A 25,000-nucleotide genomic window follows, 5' to 3' on the forward strand; every position below is an offset into this window, starting at 1 on the left:
CGGGCTCTGATATGGGGCTCTTTGCGGAGCAGTATGCGCCTGGGATCAACAGGTTTAATCGGCTTTTGAAGGAGTGGCGCGACCAGGGCGATCTGTCCGGGCTCGAGCTGAAGTAGTTTGGGCGGTTCCGGTTGTCCGGTACGCCAAGGACTCAAGCACATCATTGTAATCGGCGTGGAGACGTTCCGCGAGGGCGAGTGCGCGGGCGCAACGCCGGGCAAGCTGCTCCGACACGGTCGGGGCTGAAACTGAAGGAAGGATGAAAATGACCACAGATATGAACGATCAGCGAGGGAGCGCAGATTCCGGGGTTCGCGAGGAATTGCTCGCGGCGAGTGACGCGACCATTGAAGAGGCCGTAAGCTTTGCCGACCCGATGGTGCTTCGGGGCCTGATCTATCAGTTCACCGGGGATCCGGAGATCGCGGAAACCGCGTTCGAGTACCACCCCGGGTTTTTGTTCGTCGAAGGAACGGGTCTGAGTGAGGAGGATGACGCCCTCATCCGCCGTAAGGCCGTAGCCTTCCTGCAGGCTTACAGGGACAGCGGTGCCGGCGAACTCGGCGTGGGTCCTTCGGATCGTCTTCCTGCCAGCATCGCCCTCACTGTGGGTCATGAGATCGAGCCCGACTATCTCGATTTCTTGCTTGAGGAGCTGGCTCTGAATCCATGGACCCGCGGTCTGGAGTGGGAGGAGAAGCCCCCGCAGCGCTGCGAGGAGTTCTTGGTCACCGTAATCGGTGCCGGAATGAGCGGCCTCAACGCGGCCATCCAGCTCAAGCGCGCGGGAATCCCGTTTCAGGTGATCGAAAAGAACGATGGTTCCGGCGGCACCTGGTATGAGAACCGTTACCCGGGCGCGCGCGTCGACACCCCGAGCAAACTCTATACACACACTTTTGGCGTCGACTACAGCTACCCCTACGCGTTTTGCCCGTGGACCGAGAACCTGAAGTACCTGGACTGGGTGGCGGATACGTTCAATGTGCGTGAAGACATTATCTTCCAGACCGAGGTCCGCTCGCTGGTCTGGGACGAGGCGACGTCGATGTGGGAAATCACGGTCGAGGGCCCGGAAGGTCGGCGTACGCTGCGCTCGAACGCCGTCATCACCGCGGTTGGCATCCTCAATCGCCCAAACATGCCGGACGATCTCCCCGGCATTGAGCGCTTCGAGGGTCCATCCTGGCACACGTCTCACTGGCCCTCGGACTTCGACCCGACTGGCAAGCGTGTGGCGGTCATTGGCACGGGCTGCACCGGCTATCAGTTAGTGCCGGAGCTGGCCCTTGAGGCCGGGCACGTTACCGTCTTCCAGCGCACGCCGCAGTGGCTCTTCCCTGTTCCAGGCTATTTATCGCCCTTGCCGCCGCAGGTGGGCTGGCTGGATCGGAACCTGCCGTATTACACGAATTTCACGCGCCTGCGCATCGCGTCGGGCTTCGCCGGGGCGTTCGAAGGGGACTTCCAACGGATCGATCCGGATTTCCAGGACGAACACGCAGTCAATCCGACCAACAAGGCGGCCCGTGACAGATGCATCGGGTTTCTCAGGGAGAAATTACCGAACGAGGAACTGGTCAGGACGATGACGCCCAAGCACCCCGTTTTTTCCGCTCGGGCGGTGATAGTCGACCCTGAACGCAGCATCCTTGACGCCATTCAGCGCGATAACGTGACGCTGGTCTTGGATGGTATCCGTGGAATCACCCCAACCGGCGTGGAGACCGAGGACGGGACAGTCCATGCCGTGGATGCCATTGTCTACGCTACGGGTTTCAAGGCGACCGAGTACCTGTTCCCGATGTCGATCACGGGCCGCAACGGCATGACCGTCGAGAAGCTCTGGTCGCAGACCGGCGCGCAGGCATACTTGGGCACCATGATCCCGGGATGCCCCAACCTGTGGACGCTGTGGGGTCCAAACACCAACGGTGGCCTGCCTATACCGGCAATCCAGGAAATGGCGACGCACTACGCCCTCGAGTGCATCGAGCGGCTCATCCTTGACGACAAGCAGTCGATCGACGCCAAAGAAGAGCCTTACCGGCGCTACAACGAGATGATCGACGACCGCAACCGCCACCTGGTATGGAGCGACCCGCGCGCGCAGAACTATTACTGGACCAGGTTCGGCCGCTCAGCCACACAGAACCCGCTTAACACCCTGGAGACCTGGAGCATGCTGCGCGAGCCCAACTTCGCGGACCTCGATATACGCTGATGCAATCTACTCGAATGAGAGGTGTCCTCCAAAACTAGAACGCACAGTAAAGGATTGTAGGAAATGATGTCGACTAATATTTATGAACAGGGTCTCGATAAAAACTCTGCCAATTTCGCAAACCTGACCCCTCTTACTTTTCTGGAACGTGCCGCCGCGGTGTATCCGCACCGGTTGTCTGTGATACACGGAGACGTCCAATATACCTGGGCCGAAACTTATCGGCGCAGTTGTCTGTTGGCCTCGGCGCTGATCAAGCGGGGCATTGGGGCCGGCGATACCGTGTCTTTCATGGGAGCTAACACACCGGAGACCTACGAGGCGCATTTCGGCGTGCCGATGACTGGCGCGGTGGTCAACGCCCTGAACGTGCGTCTGGACGCCAAGACCATCGCTTTCATCCTTGAGCATGCCGAAACCAAGGTGCTGTTCACCGATCGTGAATATTCGGACACGATCTCCAAGGCGCTGGAACTTGTTACCAAAAAGCCTGTTGTCATCGACATCGACGATCCCAGCTACGAGGGTGGTCGCTTGCTGGGAGAAATGGACTACGAGGCACTGCTGTCCGAGGGAGACCCGGAGTTTCGCTGTTTCCACATCGACGACGAATGGCAGGCGATTTCCCTGAACTACACATCCGGGACTACAGGCAACCCTAAAGGCGTGGTTTACCACCATCGCGGCGCCTATCTCGATGCCATATCCAACGTGCTGTGCTGGAACATGACTGCCCACCCGGTCTACCTGTGGACACTGCCCATGTTTCACTGCAACGGCTGGTGCTTTCCCTGGAGCCTGGCAGTGGTCGCTGGTACCAATGTTTGCCTGCGTCACGTGCGTGAGGTCGCCATCTTCGATGCTATCAGGAAACACCGGGTAACCCACTTTTGTGGTGCGCCTGTCGTGCTGAATACACTGCTCAATGCAGATGAACATCTTAAACAGGGTATCGACTACCGGGTCCATGTAATGACCGCAGGCGCGGCACCGCCCGCCACAGTGATCGCGGGAATGGAGAACATGGGCTTCAGCGTAACCCATGTCTATGGACTGACCGAGACCTATGGTCCCTGCACGGTCTGTGCGCCCAAGGAGGATTGGGCCGGATTAAGCATCGATGACCGCGCCGAGATGCTCTCCCGGCAGGGTGTGCGTGCGCCACTACAGGATGAAATTATGGTGGCCGACCCGGAAACCCTGGAGCCAGTGTCCAAGGACGGCCAGACCATGGGTGAGATATTCATGCGCGGCAATTTGGTCATGAAGGGATATCTGAAGAACCCGGAAGCTTCCAAAGAGTCTTTTCGCGGTGGCTGGTTTCATACCGGTGATCTCGCTGTCTGGCACGAGGACGGCTATGTCCAGATCAAGGACCGGTCCAAGGACATTATCATTTCCGGCGGCGAAAATATCTCCTCCCTGGAGGTGGAGTCTGTGCTCTTCAAGCATCCCAAGATTCTTGAGGCGGCCGTTGTTGCGGCGAGCCATGAAAAGTGGGGTGAGGTCCCCTGTGCGTTTGTCAGTTTGAAGCCCGGTCAGGAAATGACCACGGATGAGCTGATTGCCTATTGTCGGAAGGAACTGGCGGGTTTCAAGATTCCCAAGAAAGTCTGTTTCGGTGCCATTGAAAAGACCTCCACGGGTAAGGTGCAGAAATACCTGCTACGAGAAATAGCGGAGTCCTTGGAACACCTGACGTAAATATATGTGAATTCGCATTAAGAACCATCGGCGATATAGCGTAAGAAGCTAGAGACTAATAAGGAATACAAAATGGAAACGGCAAACAAGACCCAGCCTTCGAGAGAGAACGGATCCATCGAACACTATGACGCGGTGATCATCGGAGCTGGCATCAGCGGCATGTACGCATTACATCATTTGCGAGAGATGGGACTCTCGGTGCGCGTCTACGACGGTGCCAGTGATGTTGGTGGTACCTGGTGGTACAACCGTTACCCGGGCGCACGGGTTGACGCTCCAGGCAGTCCCTTCTACAGCTACACTTTCTCAGAGGAGCTGATGAAAGAGTGGGACTGGGCCGAAGTTCAGGCGGAGCAGTCCGCCGTGTTGGACTACATCGAATTTGTCGCTGACCGATTGGACCTCCGCCGCGACATTCAGTTCGAGACCTGGGTGCAAGACGCCCGCTACGATGAGTCCTTGCAGCGATGGACGGTCGAGACCAGCACTGGAGTACGCGCCTCTGCCCAGTTCCTGATTTGCGCGGTCGGCGCACTATCGACGACAAACATGCCCGACATCCCCGGGATCCTCGATTTCGCGGGCGAGTGCTACCACACCGGCAGCTGGCCGCATGAGCCGGTTTCCTTCCAGGGAAAGCGGGTGGCCGTGATCGGCACGGGCTCCTCGGGGGTCCAGTCGATTCCCGAGATCGCCAAAGAGGCCGATCACATGACGGTGCTCCAGCGTACGGCTCAGTTCACTTTTCCTTCCGGGAACCGACCCGTCAAGCCTGAAGAGATGGCGGATGCGAGAGAGAACTGGGACGCTTACGTTGCGAAGATGTACGCGAGCCCCGCAGGCTTCCCTTTCGACATGAATGAACGAAAAGCTCTGGACGATACGCCGGAGCACCGCCGCGCCCGTTACGAAGAGCTGTGGCGGCGCGGTGGGGTCGACTTTCTCAAGGGTGGTTACAGTGACATCACGACGAGCGAGGAGGCCAACGCCTGGCTCGCAGACTTCTGTCGTGACAAGATTCGCGAGATTGTGGACGACCCCGAGACCGCCAGGAAGTTAATGCCCGATCACTACATATTAACGAAGCGAGCGATTTTAGACTGCGGCTACTACGAGACCTTCAACCGCGACAATGTGACCCTCGTCGACCTGCGCGAGGACCCCATTGAGCGGTTTACCCCTACGAGTGTGATCACCCGATCCGGGGAGCACCCTATTGATATGCTCGTGCTGGCGACTGGGTTCGATGCCATCAGCGGCTCGATGCTTCGTCTTAACCCAAAGGGACGAGGCGGTGATAGTTTAAAAGAGCGATGGCAGGATCGCTTCCACAACTATCTCGGCTTGTCCGTCGTGGGCTTTCCTAACATGTTCATGATTCACGGTCCGGGGTCTCCCGGCGTGTTCTACAACATGCCACTAGGCGCTGAGCGACAGATGGACTGGATTGGTAACCTGATAAGCGATATGAAAGAGCGGGGCATGAGGGCCGTAGAGCCGACGACCGAAAGCGAGGAGAAATGGGACAACATGGTTGCCGAGTTAGCGCATTCTACTCTCCTCCCTCGCACCGATTCCTGGTGGACGGGCGCTAATGTTCCAGGGAAGCCCCGATACTTTTCTGTCTATCTGGATGGTGGTGGGTACCATCAGATGATCTCCGACATTGCTGCCAGAGGTTACGAAGGGTTTGTGTTCGAGTGAGCGCATCGTGTCCAAATGGGTGCATCACTTGAATCAAATCTGAACCTGGGGAGAGAAGTTATGGATGTTCATGGATATTGTGATGAAAGATTTGCCAGGGTACGTGATGTCTTTGTAGAGAATTTTACCGATCGAGGTGATGTAGGCGCGTGTTTTGCCGTCTCACTTGAAGGCGAATTTGTGGTGGATTTGTGGGGAGGATATCAAGATGCTGCCCGGCGGCGACCCTGGCAGAAAGACACCATAGTTAACGTTTATTCCTCGACCAAACCCATGGCCGCTATTTGTGCGCTGATGTTGGCCGACCGCGGGCAGCTTGATCTTGAAGCCCCGGTGGCAAACTACTGGCCTGAATTCGCCCACAATGGAAAAGACAGGGTGCTGGTTAAACATTTAATGAGCCACTCGGCAGGATTGCCTGGTTTTAGTCGTGCGTTCACGACTGAGGAATTGTGCGATTGGGATTTTTGTTGTTCCGATTTAGCCGCACAAGCCACCTGGTGGGAAGCGGGTAAGCAAAGCGGTTATCATGTCATTACGCAGGGATATCTCATTGGAGAAGTCGTGCGCCGCATTACCGGGCAGTCCATCGGTCAGTATTTCAAAACTGAGGTTGCGGACAAGTTGGGCGCTGACTTCCACATCGGCATGGACCCGGCAGATTTCGGGCGAATAGCAGATTTGATAGCGGCGGCTGAGCCGACGCCCCTATTGGACCTGGATCCGGATTCTATCCCAGGCCGCGCACTTGCAGGATTAGATCTTTCACCCGAAACCGCTGCATCAACAGGGTGGCGACAAGCAGAAATTCCTGCTGGAAATGGTCACGGGAATGCTCGTTCGATCGTACGCGCTCAGACGGCGATGGCCAACTCCGGCAGTGCGTTCGGGGTCGAACTGCTTTCCGCAGCAGGGTGTGCCAAGGCGCTTGAGCTTCAAACTGAAGGTCTGGATCTGGTGGTTGGCATACCCGTGAAATATGCGCTGGGCTTTGCATTGCCATCCGCGAAGCTCCCCGTGAGCCCCAATGCTAACACCTTATTCTGGGGCGGGAAGGGCGGTTCTACCGTGATGGTAGATACCGATGCACGAGTTTGTTCTTCCTATGTTATGAACCAGATGGACAATTTCATGATGCCCGGACCGCGTGGTCAGGCATTGTCCGACGCTGTCTACGAATCGCTAGCGGTGATTTCCTAGGAAGTGTAGCGGCGTAAACACGTGGGATGTATTGGTAAATAGTATGTGTATTAGTCTTTATGCTACGCGAATATTGTAATTTTTGAAAAAATGAGTTGGTTAGCGTAACCATTAGGTTGATATTGACTGAAGAAGGGAGGGAGGGCTGATGCGCGAGCTTCGCAATAAGACGGCGGTGGTGACGGGCGGCGCGAACGGAATCGGCAGCGGCATCTGCCATGCGCTGGCGCAAGAGGGTAGTCAGATCGTGGTGGCCGATCTCGACGGGCAGGCCGCCGAGGCGCTGGCCAGCGAATTGCGCCGCCAGGGCGCACGGGCGCTGGGGCTCTCGGTCGACGTTGCCGACCTCGGCTCGGTGCAAGCGCTCGCCGACGCCGTGGTCGCCGAGTTCGGCGGTGTAGATGTGGTCTGCAACAACGCCGGCGTGTTCATCGGCGGCTCGATTCGCGAGCTGACGCCCGACGACTGGCGCTGGGTGATGTCGGTCAACGTCGACGGCGTGTTCCACGGCTGCAAGGTGTTCGCGCCCCTACTGCTCGCGCGCGGCGCGGGCCACATCGTCAACACGGCGTCGGTCGGCGGATTCCTGTCGAACCCCGAGGCCGCCGTCTACGCGACCAGCAAATTCGCCGTGGTCGCATTCTCCGAGGCGCTGCGCGGTGACCTCGCCCCGATGGGCGTGGGGGTCTCGATCCTGTGCCCGGGCGCGGTACGCACGCGCTTGGCGAAGTCCGATGTCCACCGGCCGCGGGCTCTGGGCGACGCGGGCAACCACTCCGAGATCCTGTGGGACCACATCAAGGACGGGATCGAGCCCGGGCAGGTTGGCGAGATCGTCGTGCGCGGGATCAAGGCCGACGTCCCCTACATCTTCACGCACCCCGACGAATGGAAGCCTGCATTCGAGGAGCGCTTCGCGAGCGTGCTCGCCTGCTTCGGGAAGGTCTGATGAGGTTCGTCCAGGCCTGCGCGATTTGGTCGGGCATCGGGGGCCTGACGGAACGCGGGTAGTAAGAATAAACGCCTTTCCCGAAAAACCCCCATGAAACCGCGTGAGGCTGATCCGTGGTTTTGGTACCAACGTTGCGAGGCACCCCATAAATCCCATTGGACTGAGCACCGGATGAGCAGTGCCATCTTCGTAAGGCGTCTTTGTTGACTTCCTCGTTGAGGGCTGCGGTCTCAATGACAACTGCGAGCTTGTTCTAGTTGCTCCAGTTCTCGGGGTTTGATGGGTCTGCAGGCACGGCGTTACCTCGATCACGGTATTGGTTGCGTCAAGTGTACAGGTTGACACCCGAGACACCGAGATCCCGGCTGACTTGTGCTACAGACTGGGCATTGGGGGGGCATCAAGCGCCTGACCGCCCCCTCCTTGAGTTCTAGAGTGAAAAATGGACACGACATCCAGTCTGACAGAGCGGGTCGCAGCCATTCAACCACTTCACAGTGATTTTAGAAGAGATTAAGATGTAATGCGGTGATAAATAGAGTGAGGCGCAATGAAAATATCTTTTTTGCAAAAAGTATCTAAGAAATGAATTCCCTATCAAAATGGCTATTTTTAATCATTTCAGCCGTGGCGATAACAATTGTTGTAACTACTGGTTGTTCGAGTTTAGGTGGAAGCTTAGATAGAGAAGATGAGATGTTGTATCAAAAATCAAAGAATTTTAATTCGGAAAAGAAAGTCTTTGAAAATCGTATTCCTGATATTAATGAGCGTTGGAAAAAGCGAGTGTATACCTATGCTGCTTTTAAGGAATTTTTATTCACAGGCGAAAATAGGAGGCCCAATGAAAAATTACCTGAACAAAAACCCGAGATTGATAAATTTTTAAGTAACAAAGATAATCCCCAAGTCATTTGGTTTGGGCACTCTTCGTTTCTACTGAGCCTGCAAGGGAAAACTATATTAGTTGATCCTGTTTTTTCCGCTTCTGCATCACCCTGGAGGTTCTTGAATAAGCGTTTCCAGCCGCCTGTTTTAAGTTTAAAAGAATTACCTGTGATTGATTATGTACTTATTTCTCATGATCATTATGATCATCTGGATATGGAAAGTATTCGATTTTTTGGAGATCAAAATATTAAATTTTTGGTTCCACTGGGTGTTTCTGTACACCTGAGAAAATGGGGCATAGATAAAAATAAGATTAAAGAATTTGATTGGTGGGATGAGCTGCAGCTTGAGAATTTTCAATTTGTTTTTACTCCTTCTCAGCATTTTTCAGGTCGAGCGCTTTTTGATGAAGCGAAAACTTTGTGGGGGTCCTGGGTTATCAACAGCCAAAATTACAATGTTTATTTTAGTGGTGACTCTGGTTATGACACTCATTTCAAAGAGATTGGTGATAGGTATGGGCCTTTTGACATCGCTTTTTTGGAATGCGGACAGTACAACGAAAAATGGAAAGAAGCTCACTTGATGCCGGAAGATACAATGCGAGCTTTCGTTGACCTAAAAGCAAAACAGCTATTTCCAGTGCATTGGGGGTTGTTTGATATGGCGATTCATGCTTGGAATGAACCAGCTCAAAAAATATATGCGCTTTCTCGACAACAGAAAGCTCAAGTAGTTATACCTCAGATTGGAGAAATGATAGATCTAAACCAAAAATATGAAACCAAAGTTTGGTGGAATCAATTGTAGTAGTTCAGACTTGATCTGACAGTTACCGGTTAGATGTCGGCGATTACTGTCAGGTCAAGTTCAAGCCATGAACTTTTCCTTCCAGATCTTCTTGCCATCGAGCAAAGTATCCATCGGCGTTCTGCCGCAGCACATTTTGCCCTGATGGGTTCGTTCATTGTTGTAATAATTCAGCCAGCTGTCCAGATCTGTCTGCAGATCTTCAATCGATACGTAGATTTTCTTACGGAAAGTGACTTGGTAGAACTCCTGCAGGATCGTCTTGTGAAATCGCTCACAGATGCCGTTAGTTTGCGGTGACTTCACCCTGGTCCTGGTGTGATCGATTTCGTTGACCGCCAAATAGAGCTGATAATCATGTCGCTCCAGGTTGCCGCAGTACTCGGTTCCTCGGTCCGTTAAAACCCGCAATACAGGTAACGAATGTTGCTCGTAGAACGGCAAGACACGGTCGTTCAGGAGGTCGGCTGCCGTGATCGGCGTCTTCGTGGTGTACAGTTTGCACTGCGCCACTTTGGAGTAGGTATCTACGTAAGTCTGTTGATAAATTCGGCCAACACCCTTCAAAGTGCCTACATAGAAGGTGTCCTGCGAACCGAGATAACCAGGGTGGACTGTCTCGATTTCACCGCAGGCCTCATCGTCGAGCTTCTTCCGTTCAAGGGCTTGGACCTGGGCTTCGGTGAGGATGATTCCTTCCTCCGCCACCTTTGCCTCCAGGGCTTTCAGCCGGAGCTTGAAGCTGGATAGTGCATGCCGCAGCCAGATGCTGCGAACGCCTGTGGGAGAGACGAATATTCCACCCTTGCGCAGCTCGTTGCTGACCCGCACCTGGCCATGTGCTGGAAAGTCTATGGCGTACTTCACCACCGCCATTTCGATTTGGGGGTCAACCCGGTTCTTGATATTGGCTCTCTTTCGATTTGCATCCAGGAGGGCATCCACTCCGCCTTCCTCGACCGCCCCCTTGTAGGGGTAAAAGGTATCTCGAGAGACGCCCATGAGCTGGCAGGCCTTGGCAACATTGCCCAGTTCCTCTGCCAGATTTAGCAGGCCGACCTTGTGTTTGATGATACGTTCGTTAGTATGAAGCATGAGGGTTACCTCTTCAGTTTTGATGGTTGGGTCGCACCTCCATCAAAACCGGTAACCCTCACTTTTTCAAGCGGTGTCAGATTTGGTCTGAACTAATACAAATCAATAAAGAGCGTTTAGTCTTTTTGTATCAATTTTGATATTGCATTAATCAAGTACTGTAGTCCTCACGGAAGCAGCCCTCAGTATACGGCAGCGTCAGCGTAAAAACGGTAGCGCTGTAGTGACCCAGCACTTTCTGCTCAGGTCAGGCCGCTAATGCGTGACTGTCACGGTACCACCACTGAAATCGACGATGTCCGCATCATCGGCAAAGCAGCCGCTGTGCATGGCGAAATCGCGATTATCTACAGCGGCAGCGTAACGCAGAAGCACATCCTGAAAGGCCTGCCTATCTGCGGTCTCTGACATGTGGTTGCCCCAACGTCATCAAGGAACGGAATCCTGACCATTTCAGGTGGAACCGTATTTAAAATGAAATGCCGGGATGATCAGGCGAGCGGAATAAACAGACAGTCGCGCGGTTTGCCGTCCGGCGACCGACTCTGGTGTCCCCTACCCGTTGTGTCCTCGGCCAGGAGGATCTCACCCGGCCCGAGCACCCGCCGCTCCCCATGACCTGTTTCAATTTCAACCGAGCCATTGAGATTGACCACGTACTGCTTCCTGGGTGCGTTGTGAAAGTCGACATCGTAATCGCCTTCTACCCGACGGAAAAGGACCGCCTTTGCGTCCACCGGTTCTGATATCAGAGCACCGAACTCACCGACAGTCATCTCTATATCAATATCCTCAAAATGCGACTCGCCGTCATCACCTGTAAATATCCTGGTAACCTTCATTCGTGCTTCTCCTGAGTCATAACCTAATCTTGTGCCTGAAAAAATCTTGACGTATGTCTAGCGCCTGGTCTGGGGATGATTCCCGTGCGCGCTTACCCCATTCGGTACAGCGCAGAAATCTTGTTCCCGGACGGATCCCTTAGGTACGCCAGGTAGAGCCCAGTTTCGTCCCGCTTCCCTGGTGGGTCCTCGCAGGTCGTGCCGCCGTTGGCGATGCCCGCGGCGTGCCAGGCGTCCGCCGCTTCCGGGCTGGAGGCGACAAACCCGATCGTGCTGCCGTTGCCGTGGCTGGCGGGCTTGCCATCGATGGGTTTGCTCAGCGCGAAGACTCCTTGCTCGGTCCGGTAGAAGCACCGTCCCTTCTGATCGATCACCCCCGGTTTGTAGCCCAGCGCGCCGAGCACGGCGTCGTAAAACCGCTTCGACGCCTCGACGTCGTTTGTCCCTAGCATTATATGGCTGAACAATTGAGAACTCCTTTGAAAAGTGGTCGCGGTGCAAATTACGGCAGGCCGCGTTAGCCGTTAAACGATCCGTTCGGTTCGACGCTCTATTGAAAGTCCTATCCTCGCGAGCCGCGACCATTACCAGAGCCGCGATTAAGTCTGCGGTGTAGGGGCTTCGGCTGGGATCAGGCCTTCTGACCTCATATCTCGCCAGACTGAGTCTGGAATGTGCTCGCTGATCAAGTTGACGTTCTGCTCCAGTTCACCGACGGTCTGGGCGCCGGGGAGTACGGTCGCAACAGCAGGGTGCGCCAGCACGAACTGGAGCGCCGCCGCTTTCAGGTCTACGCCGTGGTGGCGGCAGATGGCCTGCAGCCTCTTCGCACGGTCGACGAGATCCTGGGGAGCAGGCGCGTATTCGAAGCTGACCGGCTTGTCCAAGTCTCTCGCCAGGATGCCCGAATTGTAAGGGCCGCCGATTGCCACCTTTACGTTTCGCTCCACGCATAGCGGCAGGAACTCCTGTAACGCTGAGTGGTCAAGCAGCGTGTAACGTCCCGCTAGCAGTATGATATCCAGGTCGAAGCTGCGCACGAAGCGGGCTGGCAACTCCCAGGTGTTTGTGCCGCTGCCGATGGCCTTGATCACGCCCTGCTCGCGCAACTCCATCAGAGCCGGAAATGCCTCCTCATTCGACTGCCTCTCGCCAAACTCCTCCAGATCGGGATCGTGAATATAGATGATGTCGATCCGGTCCATGCGAAGCCGCTTAAGGCTGTCCTCGATCGAGCGAAGCACGTCGTCACGGGTGAATGTGTTGACGTGGATAAGCTCAGGTAATCCGTCCGGATTGTCGGTCGACTTGTTGCCGCCGGGCTTCGGGTCCAGGACACGTCCTACCTTGGTTGACAGCACAAATGAGTCCCGGGGCTTACCGGCCAGCGCGTGCCCTAACCGGGCCTCGCTGCGGCCATAGCCGTACACGGGCGCGGTATCGAAGTAACGGATGCCAAGCTCGTAAGCCCGCTCGACAGTCCGCACCCCCTCATCATAGGCTGTCCCGCCATAAAGACCGTCAGCGTGCACCATGCCAGAAAGTGCAGCACAGCCGAGGCCAAGCCGCATAACGGGCAGGTCATATGGCCCGACCGGAACTGTATCAAATGGGTTCATGGCTTCTTCAGTCCTATAGTCTTTGTATTGCGCATATATAAAGTATATTGACAAAAGTATGTAATTTGCGCAACTATAATGCAAATTATGAACAGCGACTACCTTAATCTCTACTTCGCTTGTTCTATGCTGAAAACCGTTCTGGGCGGATGTTGAGGCTGCTGATGTCTGACCGCTCCATGGGCGACATACGGCGTTGCTTGGCCGCTTTAGGTCAGATGGTTCCCTAACCCCGCAAACCGGGGTGACGAGCAGGATCGCGTAAGACGATACCGCTAATATTGAGAGCCGCGGCGCGGTAGCCACCGCGGATGCGCAAGCACCCAACAACGAGGACAAAGGTCTATGGATATCGGCATCATCATCTTCCCCACCGATAAGACGATCCAGCCGATGGAGCTGGCGCAGGCGTGCGAGGAGCGCGGCTTCGAGTCGCTCTGGTTCCCAGAGCACAGCCATTTCCCGACCAGCCGTGAGACCCCCTTTGGCGATGGTTCCTTTGGCCCGCTGCCCGAGGAGTACTTGCGCATGCACGACCAGTTCATCGCGCTAACCGCCTGCGCGGCCGTCACGAAAAAGCTCAGACTCGGCACCGGAATCACACAGGTGGCCCAGCGCGACCCCATCTGGTTGGCGAAGGAAGTCGCGAGCCTTGACATGATCTCCGGTGGTCGTTTCGAGCTCGGCGTCGGCTACGGCTGGTGCGTGGAGCAGATGCGCAACCACGGTCTAGATTTCAAGCAGCGCCGCGAGATCCTTCGTGAGCACTGCCTATTGATGAAAGAGCTGTGGACGAAAGACGAAGCGAGCTTCGAGGGCGAGTTCGTCAAATTCGAGAAGAGCTGGGCATGGCCCAAACCCGTCACCAAGCCGCACCCGCCAATATTGATGGGCGGCGCTGCCGGGCCGAAGACGGCCGCACACATCGCAGAGTTCTGCGACGGCTGGATGCCGCTCGGCGGGTTGCACGATTTCGATAGCGGCTGGGCTAACATCACCAGGGCGTGCGAGAAAGTCGGCCGCGATCCGGCCAGTCTGCACCTTGGAGTGTACTTCGCCATACCCCCAGAGAACGCTGACCAGGTCAACTCGCTGGCCGACAAGGGCGTGAAGCGCTGCATCTTACCGCTGCCCGCCGAAGGTGCGGACAAGGTGCTGCCGATACTGGATCAGTACGCGGTTTATATCGACTGAATGGACCGTCTGCTCACCGGCCGGCCGGCGGGGCCGAATCACCTTTCTCCGCTTTCTGGTTAAGCTGGTGGGAGGAGGGATTCATCCCATTGAATACACGCAAAAATTCATAAATATGATTGAATAATTTTAATAGCGCAGATAAAATAGAAATTATATACGCAAAGTTACGTTCCCTCCCTCCACAATGGTGAGGAATTTTCCTTGCATCGGGCCCGAGGAGGGCCCGAGCACGAGCGCACAGTTTGCTCGGCGTTGGGCGCCTTGGTCCAGAGGTTGATAGGGTTTGACTCACGAGCGGATGTTATCGGTCAGCCGGGCACGTAGCACTTCAAACGAGATATGACCGAGGTGTGTAGGGAGGCTAGCGGATGAATACTGAGTTCGATGTTCATATTAAGAATACCTGCATCGTGGACGGCACGCACGTCCCGAGATTCAAGTAGGCATGCGTGCAGCCAATGGACCATTTCAGGGCTGGGGCAGGGGGCACAGGTCATCGGGCGCGCGCTCGGGAACGAGCTGGCCCCGTGCGACTACAAGGTCACAGAGCCGTTCACTAATAAAGAGGGCTCTCGCGTGAGAGGAACAGCGTTAACCAGCGCTATTATAGAGATTGCGCTATTTAGTCAAGTCAGCACGTTAAGCAAAAATTGGTTATTATGATAAGTGCTCCGCGATTCTGCGATCAGTGTGGGAAGCGTCTGGAAAAGCGTTTGGTGCCGGCTGAAGGCTGTTACCGGATGGTTTGTGCCGGTTGCGGAGAGGTAACCTACCGAAATCCGAAAGTGCTTGTGAGCACTATTGTGGGGTGCGAAGAACGCATACTCTTATGCCGTCGGGCGATAGCTCCAGCTGTTGGCAAGTGGTGTTTGCCTGGCGGATTTGTGGAATGCTGCGAGCCGCTAGAGGTTGCTGCGGCTCGAGAGACCCATGAGGAAACGGGAATAATCGTTAATCCCGGCACACTGCGCTTGCATGCCGTGTTTACCTTGACGGATATCAGCGAAGTCTACGTTAGCTTTTTAGGCGTCGCAGTCGATGACGCTACGCCGCTGTGCGGACCGGAGTGCTTGGATGTCGGCTATTTTGACGAGTCGAACCTGCCCTGGAATGAATTGGCTTTCTCCGATATAGGCTGGTTTTTGCGCTTGTATTTTCGTGAGCTCCGTAGCGGTCGACATGCGGTTCACTTTAGCCGCATTGACTCTGCAGGAGTGGTGGGCCGGTCATATCTGACGGATCAGATTCAGGAGGTAAACGTACAGCGCGCCTCGCTAAATGTGACTTGATTAGAAATGAAGTCATTTTGTGGCAATTTGAACGAGGCTGGTTACGAGTTGGAGCATATCGAGGACATCCATCCCCGATGTGCACTGGGATGACGCAGGAGTAGCAGCAGATGAGTGAATTGAAGGCCGGACAGCGATTGAAGAGCGGGGTGTGCGATGCCGAGGTGATGGTCATCAAGGCCGGCGGCGGTGAAGCCCTGACCTGCGGCGGCGTTCCCATGACCGCGGGTGGCAACGACGGCGGTGCCGAAACCGACGCGGTCCAGATGGAAGGCTGCCAGATCGGCAAGCGCTACGTGAACGACGACGGCTCACTGGAAGTGCTGTGTGTGAAGCCCGGCCAGGGATCCCTCGCTGCCGACGGCAACGCCCTGGCCATCAAGGGCAGCAAGACGCTGCCCTCCGCCGACTGATCTCCGTGCTCAGCCCATGAACATTGCAATGCTGTTGCAGATGGCGGCAGAAGCCTGCCCCGACCGACGAGCCCTGACCAGCGCAGGTCGGCACTACTGCTATGCCGAGCTCTACGCTGCCGCCCGCAACGCCGCGGCGCTGATCCGCGCGCAGGGCTGCGCCTTCGCCGCCGTGCTCGATACCAGCAGCCCGGCCGTTCCGGTCACCCTGATGGGAGCCGCGATGGCCGGTGTGCCCTACGTGCCCCTCAACTACCGGCTGTCTGACGCTCAACTTGAGGCGCTGCTCGAACGCGTCACGCCTGCGTTACTGGTCACCGCCGACGACATCGCCGAACGCCATGCCGACCGCGCAGGCATGACCGTCTACCCGCGCGCCGACTATCTAGCGCGAGTGTTCTCAGCAACGCCGACGGAAGACGAGGACTGGCCCGCGGACCCGTCGGCAGTGGCGGTACAGCTCTTCACCAGCGGCACCACCGGCGCGCCCAAGGCCGCCATCCTGAGGCACGAGCACCTAGTGTCGTACATCCTCGGTACCATCGACTTCATGGCGGCGGAGGAGGATGAAGCCACGCTCGTCTCGGTGCCGCCCTATCACATCGCCGGCATCTCCGCGGTGATGAGCTCACTCTACGCCTGCCGGCGCATCGTCCAGCTTCCCGAGTTCGGTGCCGCCGCCTGGCTCGAGCTGGCCGAGCACGAGTCGGTGACCAACGCCTTTGTGGTCCCGACCATGCTCTCGCGCATCGTCGACCATCTGGAGACCGTGCACCGGCGCCCGCACCTGCCGAACCTCAAGGCCATCGCTTACGGGGGCGGCAAGATGCCCCTGCCGGTGATCGAACGGTCCCTGGCGCTGTTCCCCGGCGTGGATTTCACCAACGCCTACGGCCTCACCGAGACCAGCTCGACCATCACCCTGCTGACCCCGGACGATCACCGGGCCGCCATAGCCGCGGGCGATCCGCAAATCCGCCGGCGCCTAGGCTCCGTCGGCCAGGCCCTGTCGAGCCTGGAGATCGAGATCCGCGACGAAACAGGCAACATGCTCGGTCCCGACGAACCCGGCGAGATCTTCGTGCGCGGCCCCCAGGTGTCCGGCGAGTACCTCGAGCGCAAGGCTATCGACGACGAGGGCTGGTTCCCCACCCGGGACGCAGGGTTCCTCGACGCGGACGGCTACCTGTTCCTATCCGGCCGGACCGACGACGTCATCGTCCGCGGCGGCGAGAACATCTCGCCCGGTGAGATCGAGGACGTGCTGCTGGACCACGAGGCGGTGGCCGATGCCGCTGCGGTGGCGATACCCTCCACCGAGTGGGGCGAGACCGTCGGCGCCGTGATCGTGCTGAAGCTCGGCAAAGAGGCCACGGTACGCGAGCTGCAGCACCTGGTGAAGAACCGGCTGCGCTCCTCGCGGGTGCCCGAGGTGATCCGCTTCGAGCCTGAGCTGCCCTACAACGAGACTGGCAAGCTGCTGCGCCGATTGATAAAGGACTTTTTCGTCTGACGGAGTGCCCCATGGTCGACAGTACCCTCGACCTGCCAGACCCACCCCTCGGCGGCGCCGCGGAGCGGGGGCTGCGGGCCCTCGAACGCGTCGCCGGCGCCGCTGCACTCAAAACCCTGACCGGCCCTGAGCTGATGCTCGAGCGCGCGCGCCTGCTCGGGCTGACCTTCCGCGACCGCATCGCTCCTGGCGGTGCCTGCAGGCTGCTCGATGCCGCCGACGGCACGATCGCCGTCAACCTGCCGCGGGACAGCGACTGGGAGCTGCTGTCGGCGTGGCTGGAAACCAATGACGCGATTGACGCATCCTGGGATCACCTGGCCCGAGCCGTCCGCGAGCGCCCCGTCGATGCACTGGAGGAACGCGCCCGCACCCTAGGTCTCGCGGTCGCAGCCGTCAGGTCTCCCGCATCGACCCCACCGCCTTTCTTCCGCGTAGAGGGCCCACCGCTAAACGAAAGCGCAGTGGGCTCGAAACCAGGCGGCCGCGCGCCGCGAGTAATTGACCTTTCGGCGCTCTGGGCGGGCCCGTTGTGCGGGCACCTGCTGCATCTGTGCGGTGCTGAGGTGGTCAAAGTGGAGGCCCTTGATCGCCCTGACGGCGCCCGGTTCGGCAATGCCGACTTTTATGCCCTGCTCAACCAGGGCAAGCGCAGCGTCGCCGTCGATTTCGGCAGCGCCCACGGCCGGCAGGCGCTCGCGCGCCTGATCGAGACGGCCGATATAGTGATCGAGGCCTCCCGCCCGCGCGCCCTGGCGCATCTCGGTATTCGTCTCGAGGAGGTGGTGCGCCGTTCCCCAAAGCTCACCTGGGTGAGCATCACCGGCTACGGTCGATCCGAACCGGCCGCAGACTGGATCGCCTTCGGCGACGACGCCGGCGTCGCCGCGGGCCTAGGCGACGTGATGCGCTCGGCCACCGGTGCGCCGCAGTTCGCGGGCGATGCCATCGCCGATCCGCTCACCGGTATCCAGGCCGCGCTGGCTGCCTGGTGCTCCTGGACCCAGGGCGGTGGGCGGCTGATCGGCTTGGCGCTGGCGGACGTGGCCGGCGCCAGTCAGGCGGACGCGCTGCGGCACCTCGGGCGGGAAGCGCTTCTGAAGACGTGGGGGCAGTGGTGGTGCACCGTCACCGGCCGGCGACTCGATGCCAGCACATGCACGCGGACCGCCACGGCGCCAGTGCGGGAGCTGGGAGCCGATACGGCTGAAGTACTAGCTGCCCTCGAACCGCTATGTTGATCCGCGACGCCGAAATCTACCCCACCGGGCAACGGCAGGACGTGCGTGTCAGCGGACACCGCATCGCCGAAATCGGACGACTGCAGCCGGTAACGGACGAATTCGTGATCGAGGCTCGAGGCGGTGCACTGCTGCCCGGCCTCCACGACCACCACATCCACCTGATGTCCTATGCGGCGTCCCTCAACTCTCTGCTCTGCGGGCCACCGGCGGTCAAGGACGCCGATGCATTCGCCGCGACGCTAGGCCGCCCGTGGGGTACAGATGAACGTGGCTGGATCCGCGGCATCGGCTACCAGGAGCAGGTGGCCGGTGACATCGACCGCGCCTGGCTCGACCGCCGCGCTCCGGATCGACCCATCCGCATTCAGCATCGGTCGGGGCGCCTGTGGATCCTGAACTCAGCTGCGCTAGACGTGCTCGCGAGCGTCGATCCCACCACTTCTCTGCCCGCGGACGGCCGTCTCTTCGATCGCGATCGGGAACTGCGGAATTTGCTGGGCGCCACCCAGCCGCCGATTGCAGCCGCCAGTCAAAAGTTGGCAGCCCTGGGCTTGATCGGGCTGACGGACATGACGCCGCGTAACGACGACGACACCGCGGCCATCTTCCGCCAGCTGCGTGCCGAGGGCGATCTGCTGCAGCGAATCCGTCTGGCTGGTGCGCCGTCTCTGTCGCCCGGCGATGCCGGTGGCGTCAGTACCGGCGAAACCAAATTCCATCTCCACGAAGCGGACCTGCCAACCTTCGATACGCTGGTGACCGGTATCCGCGAGAGCCACGACCAGGGCCGCGCCATCGCCGTGCACTGCGTCACCCGCGCCGAGCTCGTGTTCACACTGGCGGCGATCCAGGAAGCCGGGTCATTGCCTGGTGATCGCATCGAGCATGCTTCCGTGGCGCCGGACGATGTGCTGCCGCTGATCAAAGAGCTTGGCCTGATCGTTGTGACCCAACCGAATTTCGTCGCCGAACGGGGCGATACCTACCTGGCAGAGGTGGAACCGGAAGACCAACCCTGGTTGTACCGGGGCCGCGGGTTCCTCGATGCTTGTATACCGCTGGCGGCAGGCTCAGACGCCCCATTCGGCGATGCTGATCCCTGGGCGGCCATGCGCGCTGCGGTCACTAGACGGACGCCCAACAACCACGTGCTGGGTGCGGAGGAGGCTGTCACGCCGGAGCAGGCGCTGGCTCTGTTCCTGGGCGAGCCCGATCAGCCTCACATCGTTCGAGAGATTCGCCCCGGTGTGCAGGCGGATATGTGCCTATTGATCGCTGACTGGCGACAGGCCCGTCAGCATCTGTCCGAGGGATACGTCGGCGCAACAATCATTGACGGAAAGCTCGCCTGGCGCCGAGAGGATTTTGGTAACCCGAGCATATCGCGTAATGGATCGCTCTCGGCTTAGTGAGCAGTTTCGTCAGAATTTTGAGCCGCGGTTAGGTCAGCACATCAGTCGACCTGCCAGCGATCCATTCCGTCTAGCCGTTGACCACGTCGACCAGCCCCCAGGCCAGCGCCTCGGTGGCTCCTATCCGCCTGCCGGTCAGGGCCATAAACGCCGTACGCTGGCGGCCTATGCGCCGAGGAATGCTGACACAGCCGCCCGCGCCGGGAATCAGACCCATGCTGATTTCGGGCAACTGGAAAAAGGTGCCCGGCTCGGCCGAGATCCGACTCGCGAACGCTGGCAGCTCGATGCCAGCACCGACACAGGCGCCGTGGACGCGGACGTGGCAGCGGTCGGCCACGGCCGCAAAAAATCGTGCGGGCATACGGCGCATTCGGATCTCGTGCGCGGTCATCGGATCTATCACCGTCCCGAATTCGCTAAGATCGCCGCCGGCGCAGAAGCAGGGGCCGCTGGCGCTGACTTCCACGCTCTCGATTGTGGGATCGAGCATGACGAGCTTGAACGCCTCGGTAAGCGCGTCACGCATGGGCGCGGAGAGCGCGTTGCGGTTTTCCGGCGCGTTCAGCCGGATCGACAGGTGCTCGTCATGACGTTCCAGCCGGACGATTTCTTCGGCAGGGGCGAGTCTGCCGGTGATGCGCTTGCGCCCTGCCAGCCAGCGGGCGAACTCCGGGCCGGCCTGCAGCGTTGCGTAACCGAGGGATTCAACCGCCAGGGCGTCGGCGACCGGCAGTCGCTCAGTCGCACGCAGCACCTGCACGAGCACCGCGGCGGCCTGCGGATTTTCCCGGCAGGCGGTGCAAACGGCAATCAGGGCCTGCTCGTCATCGACTGCCAGGTCGACCGCGTCCTGCAACGGTCCCGTCGCGGGCCCGAAGCCGACCACCGGAATCGTCAGGTTCAGGATTCGCGACGCCAGTTCGGCTTCCACACCAGCGCTCGCCGAGCCGGTGAAATCCAGCACGACCCAGTCCAGCCCATCTCGGTCCGGCCAGGCCGGATCCCGAACACTGTCTAGCATCTCGTCGGGCGAGAGGCGAAGCGATGCTGGCGGGTCAGTCACGAGCACGTTGCTTGTGACATCCGGCCCAAACATCTTGCCGTTGCGCCCGCCCCTCCAGCAAGGTTGGCAGCGTGAGTCCAGGGGTGGCAGGATGCGCTGCGTTTGACCGGCTCATAAGGACCTCAAGGCACGAATTGATTCGGTAATCATGATCGATAATGGAATCTAGGCATAGTCGTTTGTATGATCGCCGTCCATTGTTCCTCAGGCTGATGGCGTCGGCAATTCGCCGCCACCGTGGAAAGGAGGCAGAGCACATGAATGTCGCCGACCCATTGGAAGTCCGCGACGTCCCGGATCTATGCTGAATCACCGACTGTACCTCAGCGGCTCGCTGGGCGGATCGTTGCACTAGCAAGTTGAATCTGGGTGTTGATATAGTTGAGGGGCTTAGCAGCACTTGCTGCTCGAAATGTTCGCCCCAGCCAGTCGGGGAAAGGGGGCACATCTATACCTGATGCTCTCACCGGGCTGTTATACTTGTCGCCCGGCCTAATTCGGATGGAGTTGACAGCATATGGCCGCTGCAAACAACAGCGATGAATTCGCTATCCTGAGCGAGTGGGCAGCGGCGGGCCGCAAGGCCGCACTGGCAACCGTTGTCAGTACCTGGGGTTCTTCTCCCAGGCCAGTAGGTAGTCATATGGTTGTCAATGATCAGGGCGAATTCCTGGGCTCTGTCTCCGGCGGTTGCATCGAGGGTGCGGTAGTGGCCGAGGCCCTGGAAGTTATGGCCGCCGGTGAGCACCGCGTACTGGAATTTGGAGTCAGTGACGAAGAGGCCTGGGACGTTGGTCTGTCCTGTGGCGGCGCCATCAGGATTTTCCTGGAGGTCGTGGCGTGAAACTTATGGTTCTCAAAGAGCTACAAGTGGCTCGCAGGAACAAGGTCCCGGTGGCCGTGGTAAGTGATCTTGAAAGTGGCGTGCAGGGCCTGGTATATGTCGACAGACAGCACAGTCCGGATTTACCCCTTGCCGCCACCCAGGCCGACCAGGTGCGCGAACTGTTACGCTCTGCACGTAGTGGTATATTGCCTAACAGCAAGCTTTTTGTACGCAGTTATGTGGCGGATTATCGCCTGCTTATTATCGGCGCGGTACACATCGCCCAGGCCCTTACCACGCTGGCACTTGAGTGCGGTTATCAGGTGACTGTGATCGATCCGCGCCGCGCATTTGCAACCGAGGCAAGGTTCCGCGCTGTCGAACTTTGCACCGAATGGCCGGATGAAGCCCTGGCAAGGTTGGCGCCCGATCCACAAACGGCGGTGGTAACCCTGACCCATGACCCAAAAATTGATGACCCGGCACTGGTCAGCGCGCTTAACAGCGAGGCGTTTTATATCGGCGCGCTGGGAAGTCGCCGCACGCATGAGAAGCGGATTGAGAGATTGACCGAGCTGGGCCTGAAAGACAAATTGGAACGCATTAAAGCACCGGTTGGCCTGGATCTTGGTGGTCGTGGACACGCCGAAATTGCCCTGGCTATTCTGGCCCAGGTGGTCCAGGCCAGGTACCGCGGGTGAGCTGTGGTTTTCGATAACTACGAATGTAGCAACGCTGAAGGAGTCATTCTCGCTCACACTGTAAGAATGCCTGGCCTGACCCTCAAGAAAGGACGTGTTTTGTGCGCCGCGGACCTGGCAGCCCTTCAGGACAACGGCATTCTCCGAATAAGTGGCGTGCGCCTGGAAGCGGATGATGTCGATGAGGACCAGGCCGCGCTGGAAATGGCGCGAGCACTGGCGGGACCCTCAGTGGCACACGGCCAGCCGGTGGCGGGGCGCTGCTACCTTTATGCGCTGAGCGATGGCCTGGCGCTGGTCAATCGAGCGGTAATCGATGCCATTAACCTTTGCGACGTGGGGATTTTTATCGCCACCCTTCCCGAGTATGCTGAGTGCCTGCACCAGCAGGCAGTAGCCAGTATCAAGGTCATTCCATTTGCGGTTCCACGGCGGCAATTGGATCGCTGCCTGAAACTGATTGGCGCGGGCGGCAGTGCGATAGCCGTACAGTGGTACAAGCCTCGAACTGTAGCGCTTCTCCTTACCGAAACCGCTGGCTTCAAAGAATCCCTGCACAGGTCTACGTCAGCAGTTACCCACCAGCGGGTCACTGCTATGGGAGCGCAGATCATATTTGAGAAACGCTGTGCCCACGTGGTGGAGGAACTCACCTCGCTGCTGACGGAAGCTCTGGCGGAGGAGGTAGATCTGGTATTGATATGTGGCGCCAGCGTCAGTGTGGACCCGTCGGACATTGTACCCTCAGCGATAGTGAGCTGTGGCGGAGAGATAGATCATTTCGGCATGCCAGTGGAGCCGGGAAATATGTTGTTGCTGGGGCATGTTGGCGCCTGCCCCGTGATCAATTTGCCAGGGTGCAGCCGCTCGCCCAAACTCAATGGCCTGGATTGGGTCATGCAGAGAATGGCGGCGGGCCTGCCCATGGGAAAGTCTGAAATTCTGACCATGGGGGTAGGCGGGCTGATCAAGGACATTAGTCACCGCTGGCGCATGCGTGAGCAGGGTAATCTGATCGAACAGCTTCAGACACCCCACAAGGTGGCGGCTCTGATACTGGGCGCCGGCAGTTCCAGCAGAATGGGTGGAGTGAACAAGCTGCTGCTCAAAGTGGGCGGTGTCCCCATGTTGCAGCGTGTGGTGGACGCGGCACTAGGAGCTGAGCTTGCGTCTGTCACGGTGGTTACCGGTTGTCAGGCGGACGAGGTGCGCCATCTTTTGCAAGGACGCGATGTCCGATATGTGCATAACGATGCTTACCGTGAGGGCATTGCCGGATCACTGAAACTGGGTTTATCTTCACTGCCAGAGGACATAGATGGGGTCATGATACTGTTGGCGGATATGCCGTTCATTGAGGCCGCTCATCTCAATGAATTGATAGCCGAGTTCAACCCGGCCATTGAACGCGATATCGTGGCACCCTTAAGAGAGGGGCGCCTCGGAAATCCTATTATCTGGTCCTCCCGTTATATCCCGGCCATGATGAACTTGAGTGGCGACGGTGGCGCCCGGCCTCTACTTCATGAATTCGCCGCGAATGTCTGGGAGGTCCCAATGGGGGATGACGCTATCTTTTTGGATGTTGATACACCCGAGGCGCTGGGTGAGGCCAATCGACGCTGCGAGATGAATGAGCCCGTTGTCGGCGGGGATGAGTGAGGTGAACTGGTCGCCCCACGAGCTGCGCCTGCAATTTCCAATATTGCAGCGCGAGGTCAATGGTTATCCGCTGCGCTACCTGGATAACGCGGCAACCACCTTCAGTCCTCGCTGCGTCGGCGAGGCGATGACGCGATTCGAAAGCTACAGTCGCTCCAATGTGCAGCGCGGGATGTATCAACTGGGTATCGAAGCCACCGATGCGTATGAGGCGGCGCGGACCAGTGTGGCGAGCTATCTCAATGTCGACGACGAGGAGATCATCTTTACCTCGGGTACGACCTTTGCCGTGAACCTCGCCGCACAATGCCTCGGCATGTCACTGCGTGCCGGGGACGAGATCGTGGTTTCATTGGCAGAGCACCACAGTAATTTCGTTCCCTGGCAGCGCCTTTGCCAGCAACACGGCCTGCAGTTGAAACTGATACCGGTGCTAACAAATGGTAGCCTGGACCTGGAGCAACTGGATGAGTTGCTTAGTGACCGCTGCCGCATGGTTGCCGTCGGTCATGTCTCCAATGTCACCGGGTCGATTACCGACATCGCGGCGATAAGTCGCGCAGCACGGCGTCATGGCGCCCTGGTATTTGTCGACAGCGCCCAGGCCACCCCACATGGCCCAGTAGATGTTCG

At 58.2% G+C, this 25,000-nt stretch carries 22 protein-coding genes; 17 read left to right on the forward strand and 5 right to left on the reverse strand.

The window, feature by feature from the left end; translation table 11 throughout:
- Positions 1-265 precede the first annotated feature (265 nt).
- From RJQ10_RS16600 to RJQ10_RS16625, 6 genes are all read left to right on the forward strand, one after another.
- Positions 266-2,224 carry an NAD(P)/FAD-dependent oxidoreductase gene (locus RJQ10_RS16600; protein ID WP_350148495.1) on the forward strand — a complete coding sequence of 653 codons (1,959 nt, stop codon included), beginning with the start codon at positions 266-268 and terminating at the stop codon, positions 2,222-2,224.
- Between the two features lie 66 nt (positions 2,225-2,290).
- The gene (locus RJQ10_RS16605) at positions 2,291-3,928 is read left to right on the forward strand and encodes an acyl-CoA synthetase (RefSeq protein WP_502880252.1); all 1,638 of its coding nucleotides are present in this window, start codon (positions 2,291-2,293) and stop codon (positions 3,926-3,928) included.
- 72 nt (positions 3,929-4,000) lie between these two features.
- Positions 4,001-5,635 (forward strand): flavin-containing monooxygenase, encoded by a 1,635-nt coding sequence (locus tag RJQ10_RS16610; RefSeq protein ID WP_350148497.1) that lies wholly within the window; start codon positions 4,001-4,003, stop codon positions 5,633-5,635.
- 15 nt (positions 5,636-5,650) lie between these two features.
- The gene (locus tag RJQ10_RS16615; protein WP_350148498.1) at positions 5,651-6,835 is read left to right on the forward strand and encodes a serine hydrolase domain-containing protein; all 1,185 of its coding nucleotides are present in this window, start codon (positions 5,651-5,653) and stop codon (positions 6,833-6,835) included.
- 148 nt (positions 6,836-6,983) lie between these two features.
- Positions 6,984-7,784: an SDR family NAD(P)-dependent oxidoreductase gene (locus tag RJQ10_RS16620; RefSeq protein WP_350148499.1), complete on the forward strand. Its 801-nt coding sequence runs from the start codon at positions 6,984-6,986 to the stop codon at positions 7,782-7,784.
- A 588-nt stretch (positions 7,785-8,372) separates the two neighbouring features.
- On the forward strand, positions 8,373-9,488 hold the full coding sequence (locus RJQ10_RS16625; protein ID WP_350148500.1) for an MBL fold metallo-hydrolase: 1,116 nt from the start codon (positions 8,373-8,375) through the stop codon (positions 9,486-9,488).
- Between the two features lie 60 nt (positions 9,489-9,548).
- On the opposite strand, the gene RJQ10_RS16630 is transcribed toward RJQ10_RS16625, so the two are convergent.
- Positions 9,549-10,583, reverse strand: a complete 1,035-nt coding sequence (locus tag RJQ10_RS16630) for an IS481 family transposase (RefSeq protein WP_350148501.1) — start codon at positions 10,581-10,583, stop codon at positions 9,549-9,551.
- A gap of 258 nt (positions 10,584-10,841) precedes the next feature.
- Here RJQ10_RS16630 and RJQ10_RS16635 point away from each other — a divergent pair, with 258 nt between their 5' ends.
- Positions 10,842-10,991, forward strand: coding sequence for a hypothetical protein (locus RJQ10_RS16635; RefSeq protein ID WP_350148502.1), 150 nt, complete (start codon positions 10,842-10,844; stop codon positions 10,989-10,991).
- 83 nt (positions 10,992-11,074) lie between these two features.
- On the opposite strand, the gene RJQ10_RS16640 is transcribed toward RJQ10_RS16635, so the two are convergent.
- The 3 genes from RJQ10_RS16640 to RJQ10_RS16650 all read right to left on the reverse strand — a co-directional run bounded on the left by RJQ10_RS16640 (position 11,075) and on the right by RJQ10_RS16650 (position 13,044).
- Positions 11,075-11,425, reverse strand: coding sequence for a cupin domain-containing protein (locus tag RJQ10_RS16640; protein WP_350148503.1), 351 nt, complete (start codon positions 11,423-11,425; stop codon positions 11,075-11,077).
- A 92-nt stretch (positions 11,426-11,517) separates the two neighbouring features.
- Positions 11,518-11,892 carry a VOC family protein gene (locus RJQ10_RS16645; protein WP_350148504.1) on the reverse strand — a complete coding sequence of 125 codons (375 nt, stop codon included), beginning with the start codon at positions 11,890-11,892 and terminating at the stop codon, positions 11,518-11,520.
- 132 nt (positions 11,893-12,024) lie between these two features.
- Positions 12,025-13,044 (reverse strand): aldo/keto reductase, encoded by a 1,020-nt coding sequence (locus tag RJQ10_RS16650; RefSeq protein ID WP_350148505.1) that lies wholly within the window; start codon positions 13,042-13,044, stop codon positions 12,025-12,027.
- 345 nt (positions 13,045-13,389) lie between these two features.
- Between RJQ10_RS16650 and RJQ10_RS16655 the strand changes: the two genes are divergently transcribed.
- The 6 genes from RJQ10_RS16655 to RJQ10_RS16680 all read left to right on the forward strand — a co-directional run bounded on the left by RJQ10_RS16655 (position 13,390) and on the right by RJQ10_RS16680 (position 20,109).
- A complete protein-coding gene (locus RJQ10_RS16655; RefSeq protein ID WP_350148506.1) occupies positions 13,390-14,238 on the forward strand; it encodes an LLM class F420-dependent oxidoreductase in 849 nt (282 codons plus the stop codon).
- 662 nt (positions 14,239-14,900) lie between these two features.
- Complete coding sequence (locus tag RJQ10_RS16660) at positions 14,901-15,530, forward strand: NUDIX domain-containing protein (RefSeq protein WP_350148507.1); 630 nt, start codon at positions 14,901-14,903, stop codon at positions 15,528-15,530.
- Between the two features lie 110 nt (positions 15,531-15,640).
- Positions 15,641-15,943 carry a hypothetical protein gene (locus tag RJQ10_RS16665; protein WP_350148508.1) on the forward strand — a complete coding sequence of 101 codons (303 nt, stop codon included), beginning with the start codon at positions 15,641-15,643 and terminating at the stop codon, positions 15,941-15,943.
- A 28-nt stretch (positions 15,944-15,971) separates the two neighbouring features.
- Positions 15,972-17,456 carry a class I adenylate-forming enzyme family protein gene (locus tag RJQ10_RS16670; RefSeq protein WP_350148509.1) on the forward strand — a complete coding sequence of 495 codons (1,485 nt, stop codon included), beginning with the start codon at positions 15,972-15,974 and terminating at the stop codon, positions 17,454-17,456.
- An 11-nt stretch (positions 17,457-17,467) separates the two neighbouring features.
- Positions 17,468-18,697 carry a CoA transferase gene (locus RJQ10_RS16675; RefSeq protein ID WP_350148510.1) on the forward strand — a complete coding sequence of 410 codons (1,230 nt, stop codon included), beginning with the start codon at positions 17,468-17,470 and terminating at the stop codon, positions 18,695-18,697.
- Positions 18,691-20,109 (forward strand): amidohydrolase family protein, encoded by a 1,419-nt coding sequence (locus tag RJQ10_RS16680; protein WP_350148511.1) that lies wholly within the window; start codon positions 18,691-18,693, stop codon positions 20,107-20,109. The genes RJQ10_RS16675 and RJQ10_RS16680 overlap by 7 nt, the downstream gene beginning before the upstream one ends.
- A 73-nt stretch (positions 20,110-20,182) precedes the next feature.
- On the opposite strand, the gene RJQ10_RS16685 is transcribed toward RJQ10_RS16680, so the two are convergent.
- Positions 20,183-21,079, reverse strand: a complete 897-nt coding sequence (locus RJQ10_RS16685) for an enoyl-CoA hydratase/isomerase family protein (protein WP_350148512.1) — start codon at positions 21,077-21,079, stop codon at positions 20,183-20,185.
- Positions 21,080-21,695: 616 nt separating this feature from the next.
- Between RJQ10_RS16685 and RJQ10_RS16690 the strand changes: the two genes are divergently transcribed.
- From RJQ10_RS16690 to RJQ10_RS16705, 4 genes are all read left to right on the forward strand, one after another.
- Complete coding sequence (locus RJQ10_RS16690; protein ID WP_350148513.1) at positions 21,696-22,022, forward strand: XdhC family protein; 327 nt, start codon at positions 21,696-21,698, stop codon at positions 22,020-22,022.
- 5 nt (positions 22,023-22,027) lie between these two features.
- A complete protein-coding gene (locus RJQ10_RS16695) occupies positions 22,028-22,705 on the forward strand; it encodes an XdhC family protein (RefSeq protein ID WP_350148516.1) in 678 nt (225 codons plus the stop codon).
- A 3-nt stretch (positions 22,706-22,708) separates the two neighbouring features.
- Positions 22,709-24,367, forward strand: a complete 1,659-nt coding sequence (locus RJQ10_RS16700; RefSeq protein WP_350148514.1) for an NTP transferase domain-containing protein — start codon at positions 22,709-22,711, stop codon at positions 24,365-24,367.
- Between the two features lies 1 nt (position 24,368).
- Positions 24,369-25,000 (forward strand): aminotransferase class V-fold PLP-dependent enzyme (locus RJQ10_RS16705; RefSeq protein WP_350148515.1); only part of this gene is annotated, 632 nt, incomplete at its 3' end.

Source organism: Haliea sp., assembly GCF_040222615.1.
In the GTDB taxonomy this organism is placed as follows: domain Bacteria; phylum Pseudomonadota; class Gammaproteobacteria; order Pseudomonadales; family Halieaceae; genus Haliea.

Excerpts from the sequence above, each read along its gene's own strand:
- RJQ10_RS16600 (WP_350148495.1), top strand. The coding sequence starts at position 266 with ATGACCACAGATATGAACGATCAGCGAGGGAGCGCAGATTCCGGGGTT.
- RJQ10_RS16605 (WP_502880252.1), top strand. The coding sequence starts at position 2,291 with ATGTCGACTAATATTTATGAACAGGGTCTCGATAAAAACTCTGCCAAT.
- RJQ10_RS16610 (WP_350148497.1), top strand. The coding sequence starts at position 4,001 with ATGGAAACGGCAAACAAGACCCAGCCTTCGAGAGAGAACGGATCCATC.
- RJQ10_RS16615 (WP_350148498.1), top strand. The coding sequence starts at position 5,651 with ATGGGTGCATCACTTGAATCAAATCTGAACCTGGGGAGAGAAGTTATG.
- RJQ10_RS16620 (WP_350148499.1), top strand. The coding sequence starts at position 6,984 with ATGCGCGAGCTTCGCAATAAGACGGCGGTGGTGACGGGCGGCGCGAAC.
- RJQ10_RS16625 (WP_350148500.1), top strand. The coding sequence starts at position 8,373 with ATGAATTCCCTATCAAAATGGCTATTTTTAATCATTTCAGCCGTGGCG.
- RJQ10_RS16630 (WP_350148501.1), bottom strand. The coding sequence starts at position 10,583 with ATGCTTCATACTAACGAACGTATCATCAAACACAAGGTCGGCCTGCTA.
- RJQ10_RS16635 (WP_350148502.1), top strand. The coding sequence starts at position 10,842 with ATGCGTGACTGTCACGGTACCACCACTGAAATCGACGATGTCCGCATC.
- RJQ10_RS16640 (WP_350148503.1), bottom strand. The coding sequence starts at position 11,425 with ATGAAGGTTACCAGGATATTTACAGGTGATGACGGCGAGTCGCATTTT.
- RJQ10_RS16650 (WP_350148505.1), bottom strand. The coding sequence starts at position 13,044 with ATGAACCCATTTGATACAGTTCCGGTCGGGCCATATGACCTGCCCGTT.
- RJQ10_RS16655 (WP_350148506.1), top strand. The coding sequence starts at position 13,390 with ATGGATATCGGCATCATCATCTTCCCCACCGATAAGACGATCCAGCCG.
- RJQ10_RS16660 (WP_350148507.1), top strand. The coding sequence starts at position 14,901 with ATGATAAGTGCTCCGCGATTCTGCGATCAGTGTGGGAAGCGTCTGGAA.
- RJQ10_RS16665 (WP_350148508.1), top strand. The coding sequence starts at position 15,641 with ATGAGTGAATTGAAGGCCGGACAGCGATTGAAGAGCGGGGTGTGCGAT.
- RJQ10_RS16670 (WP_350148509.1), top strand. The coding sequence starts at position 15,972 with ATGCTGTTGCAGATGGCGGCAGAAGCCTGCCCCGACCGACGAGCCCTG.
- RJQ10_RS16675 (WP_350148510.1), top strand. The coding sequence starts at position 17,468 with ATGGTCGACAGTACCCTCGACCTGCCAGACCCACCCCTCGGCGGCGCC.
- RJQ10_RS16680 (WP_350148511.1), top strand. The coding sequence starts at position 18,691 with ATGTTGATCCGCGACGCCGAAATCTACCCCACCGGGCAACGGCAGGAC.
- RJQ10_RS16690 (WP_350148513.1), top strand. The coding sequence starts at position 21,696 with ATGGCCGCTGCAAACAACAGCGATGAATTCGCTATCCTGAGCGAGTGG.
- RJQ10_RS16695 (WP_350148516.1), top strand. The coding sequence starts at position 22,028 with ATGGTTCTCAAAGAGCTACAAGTGGCTCGCAGGAACAAGGTCCCGGTG.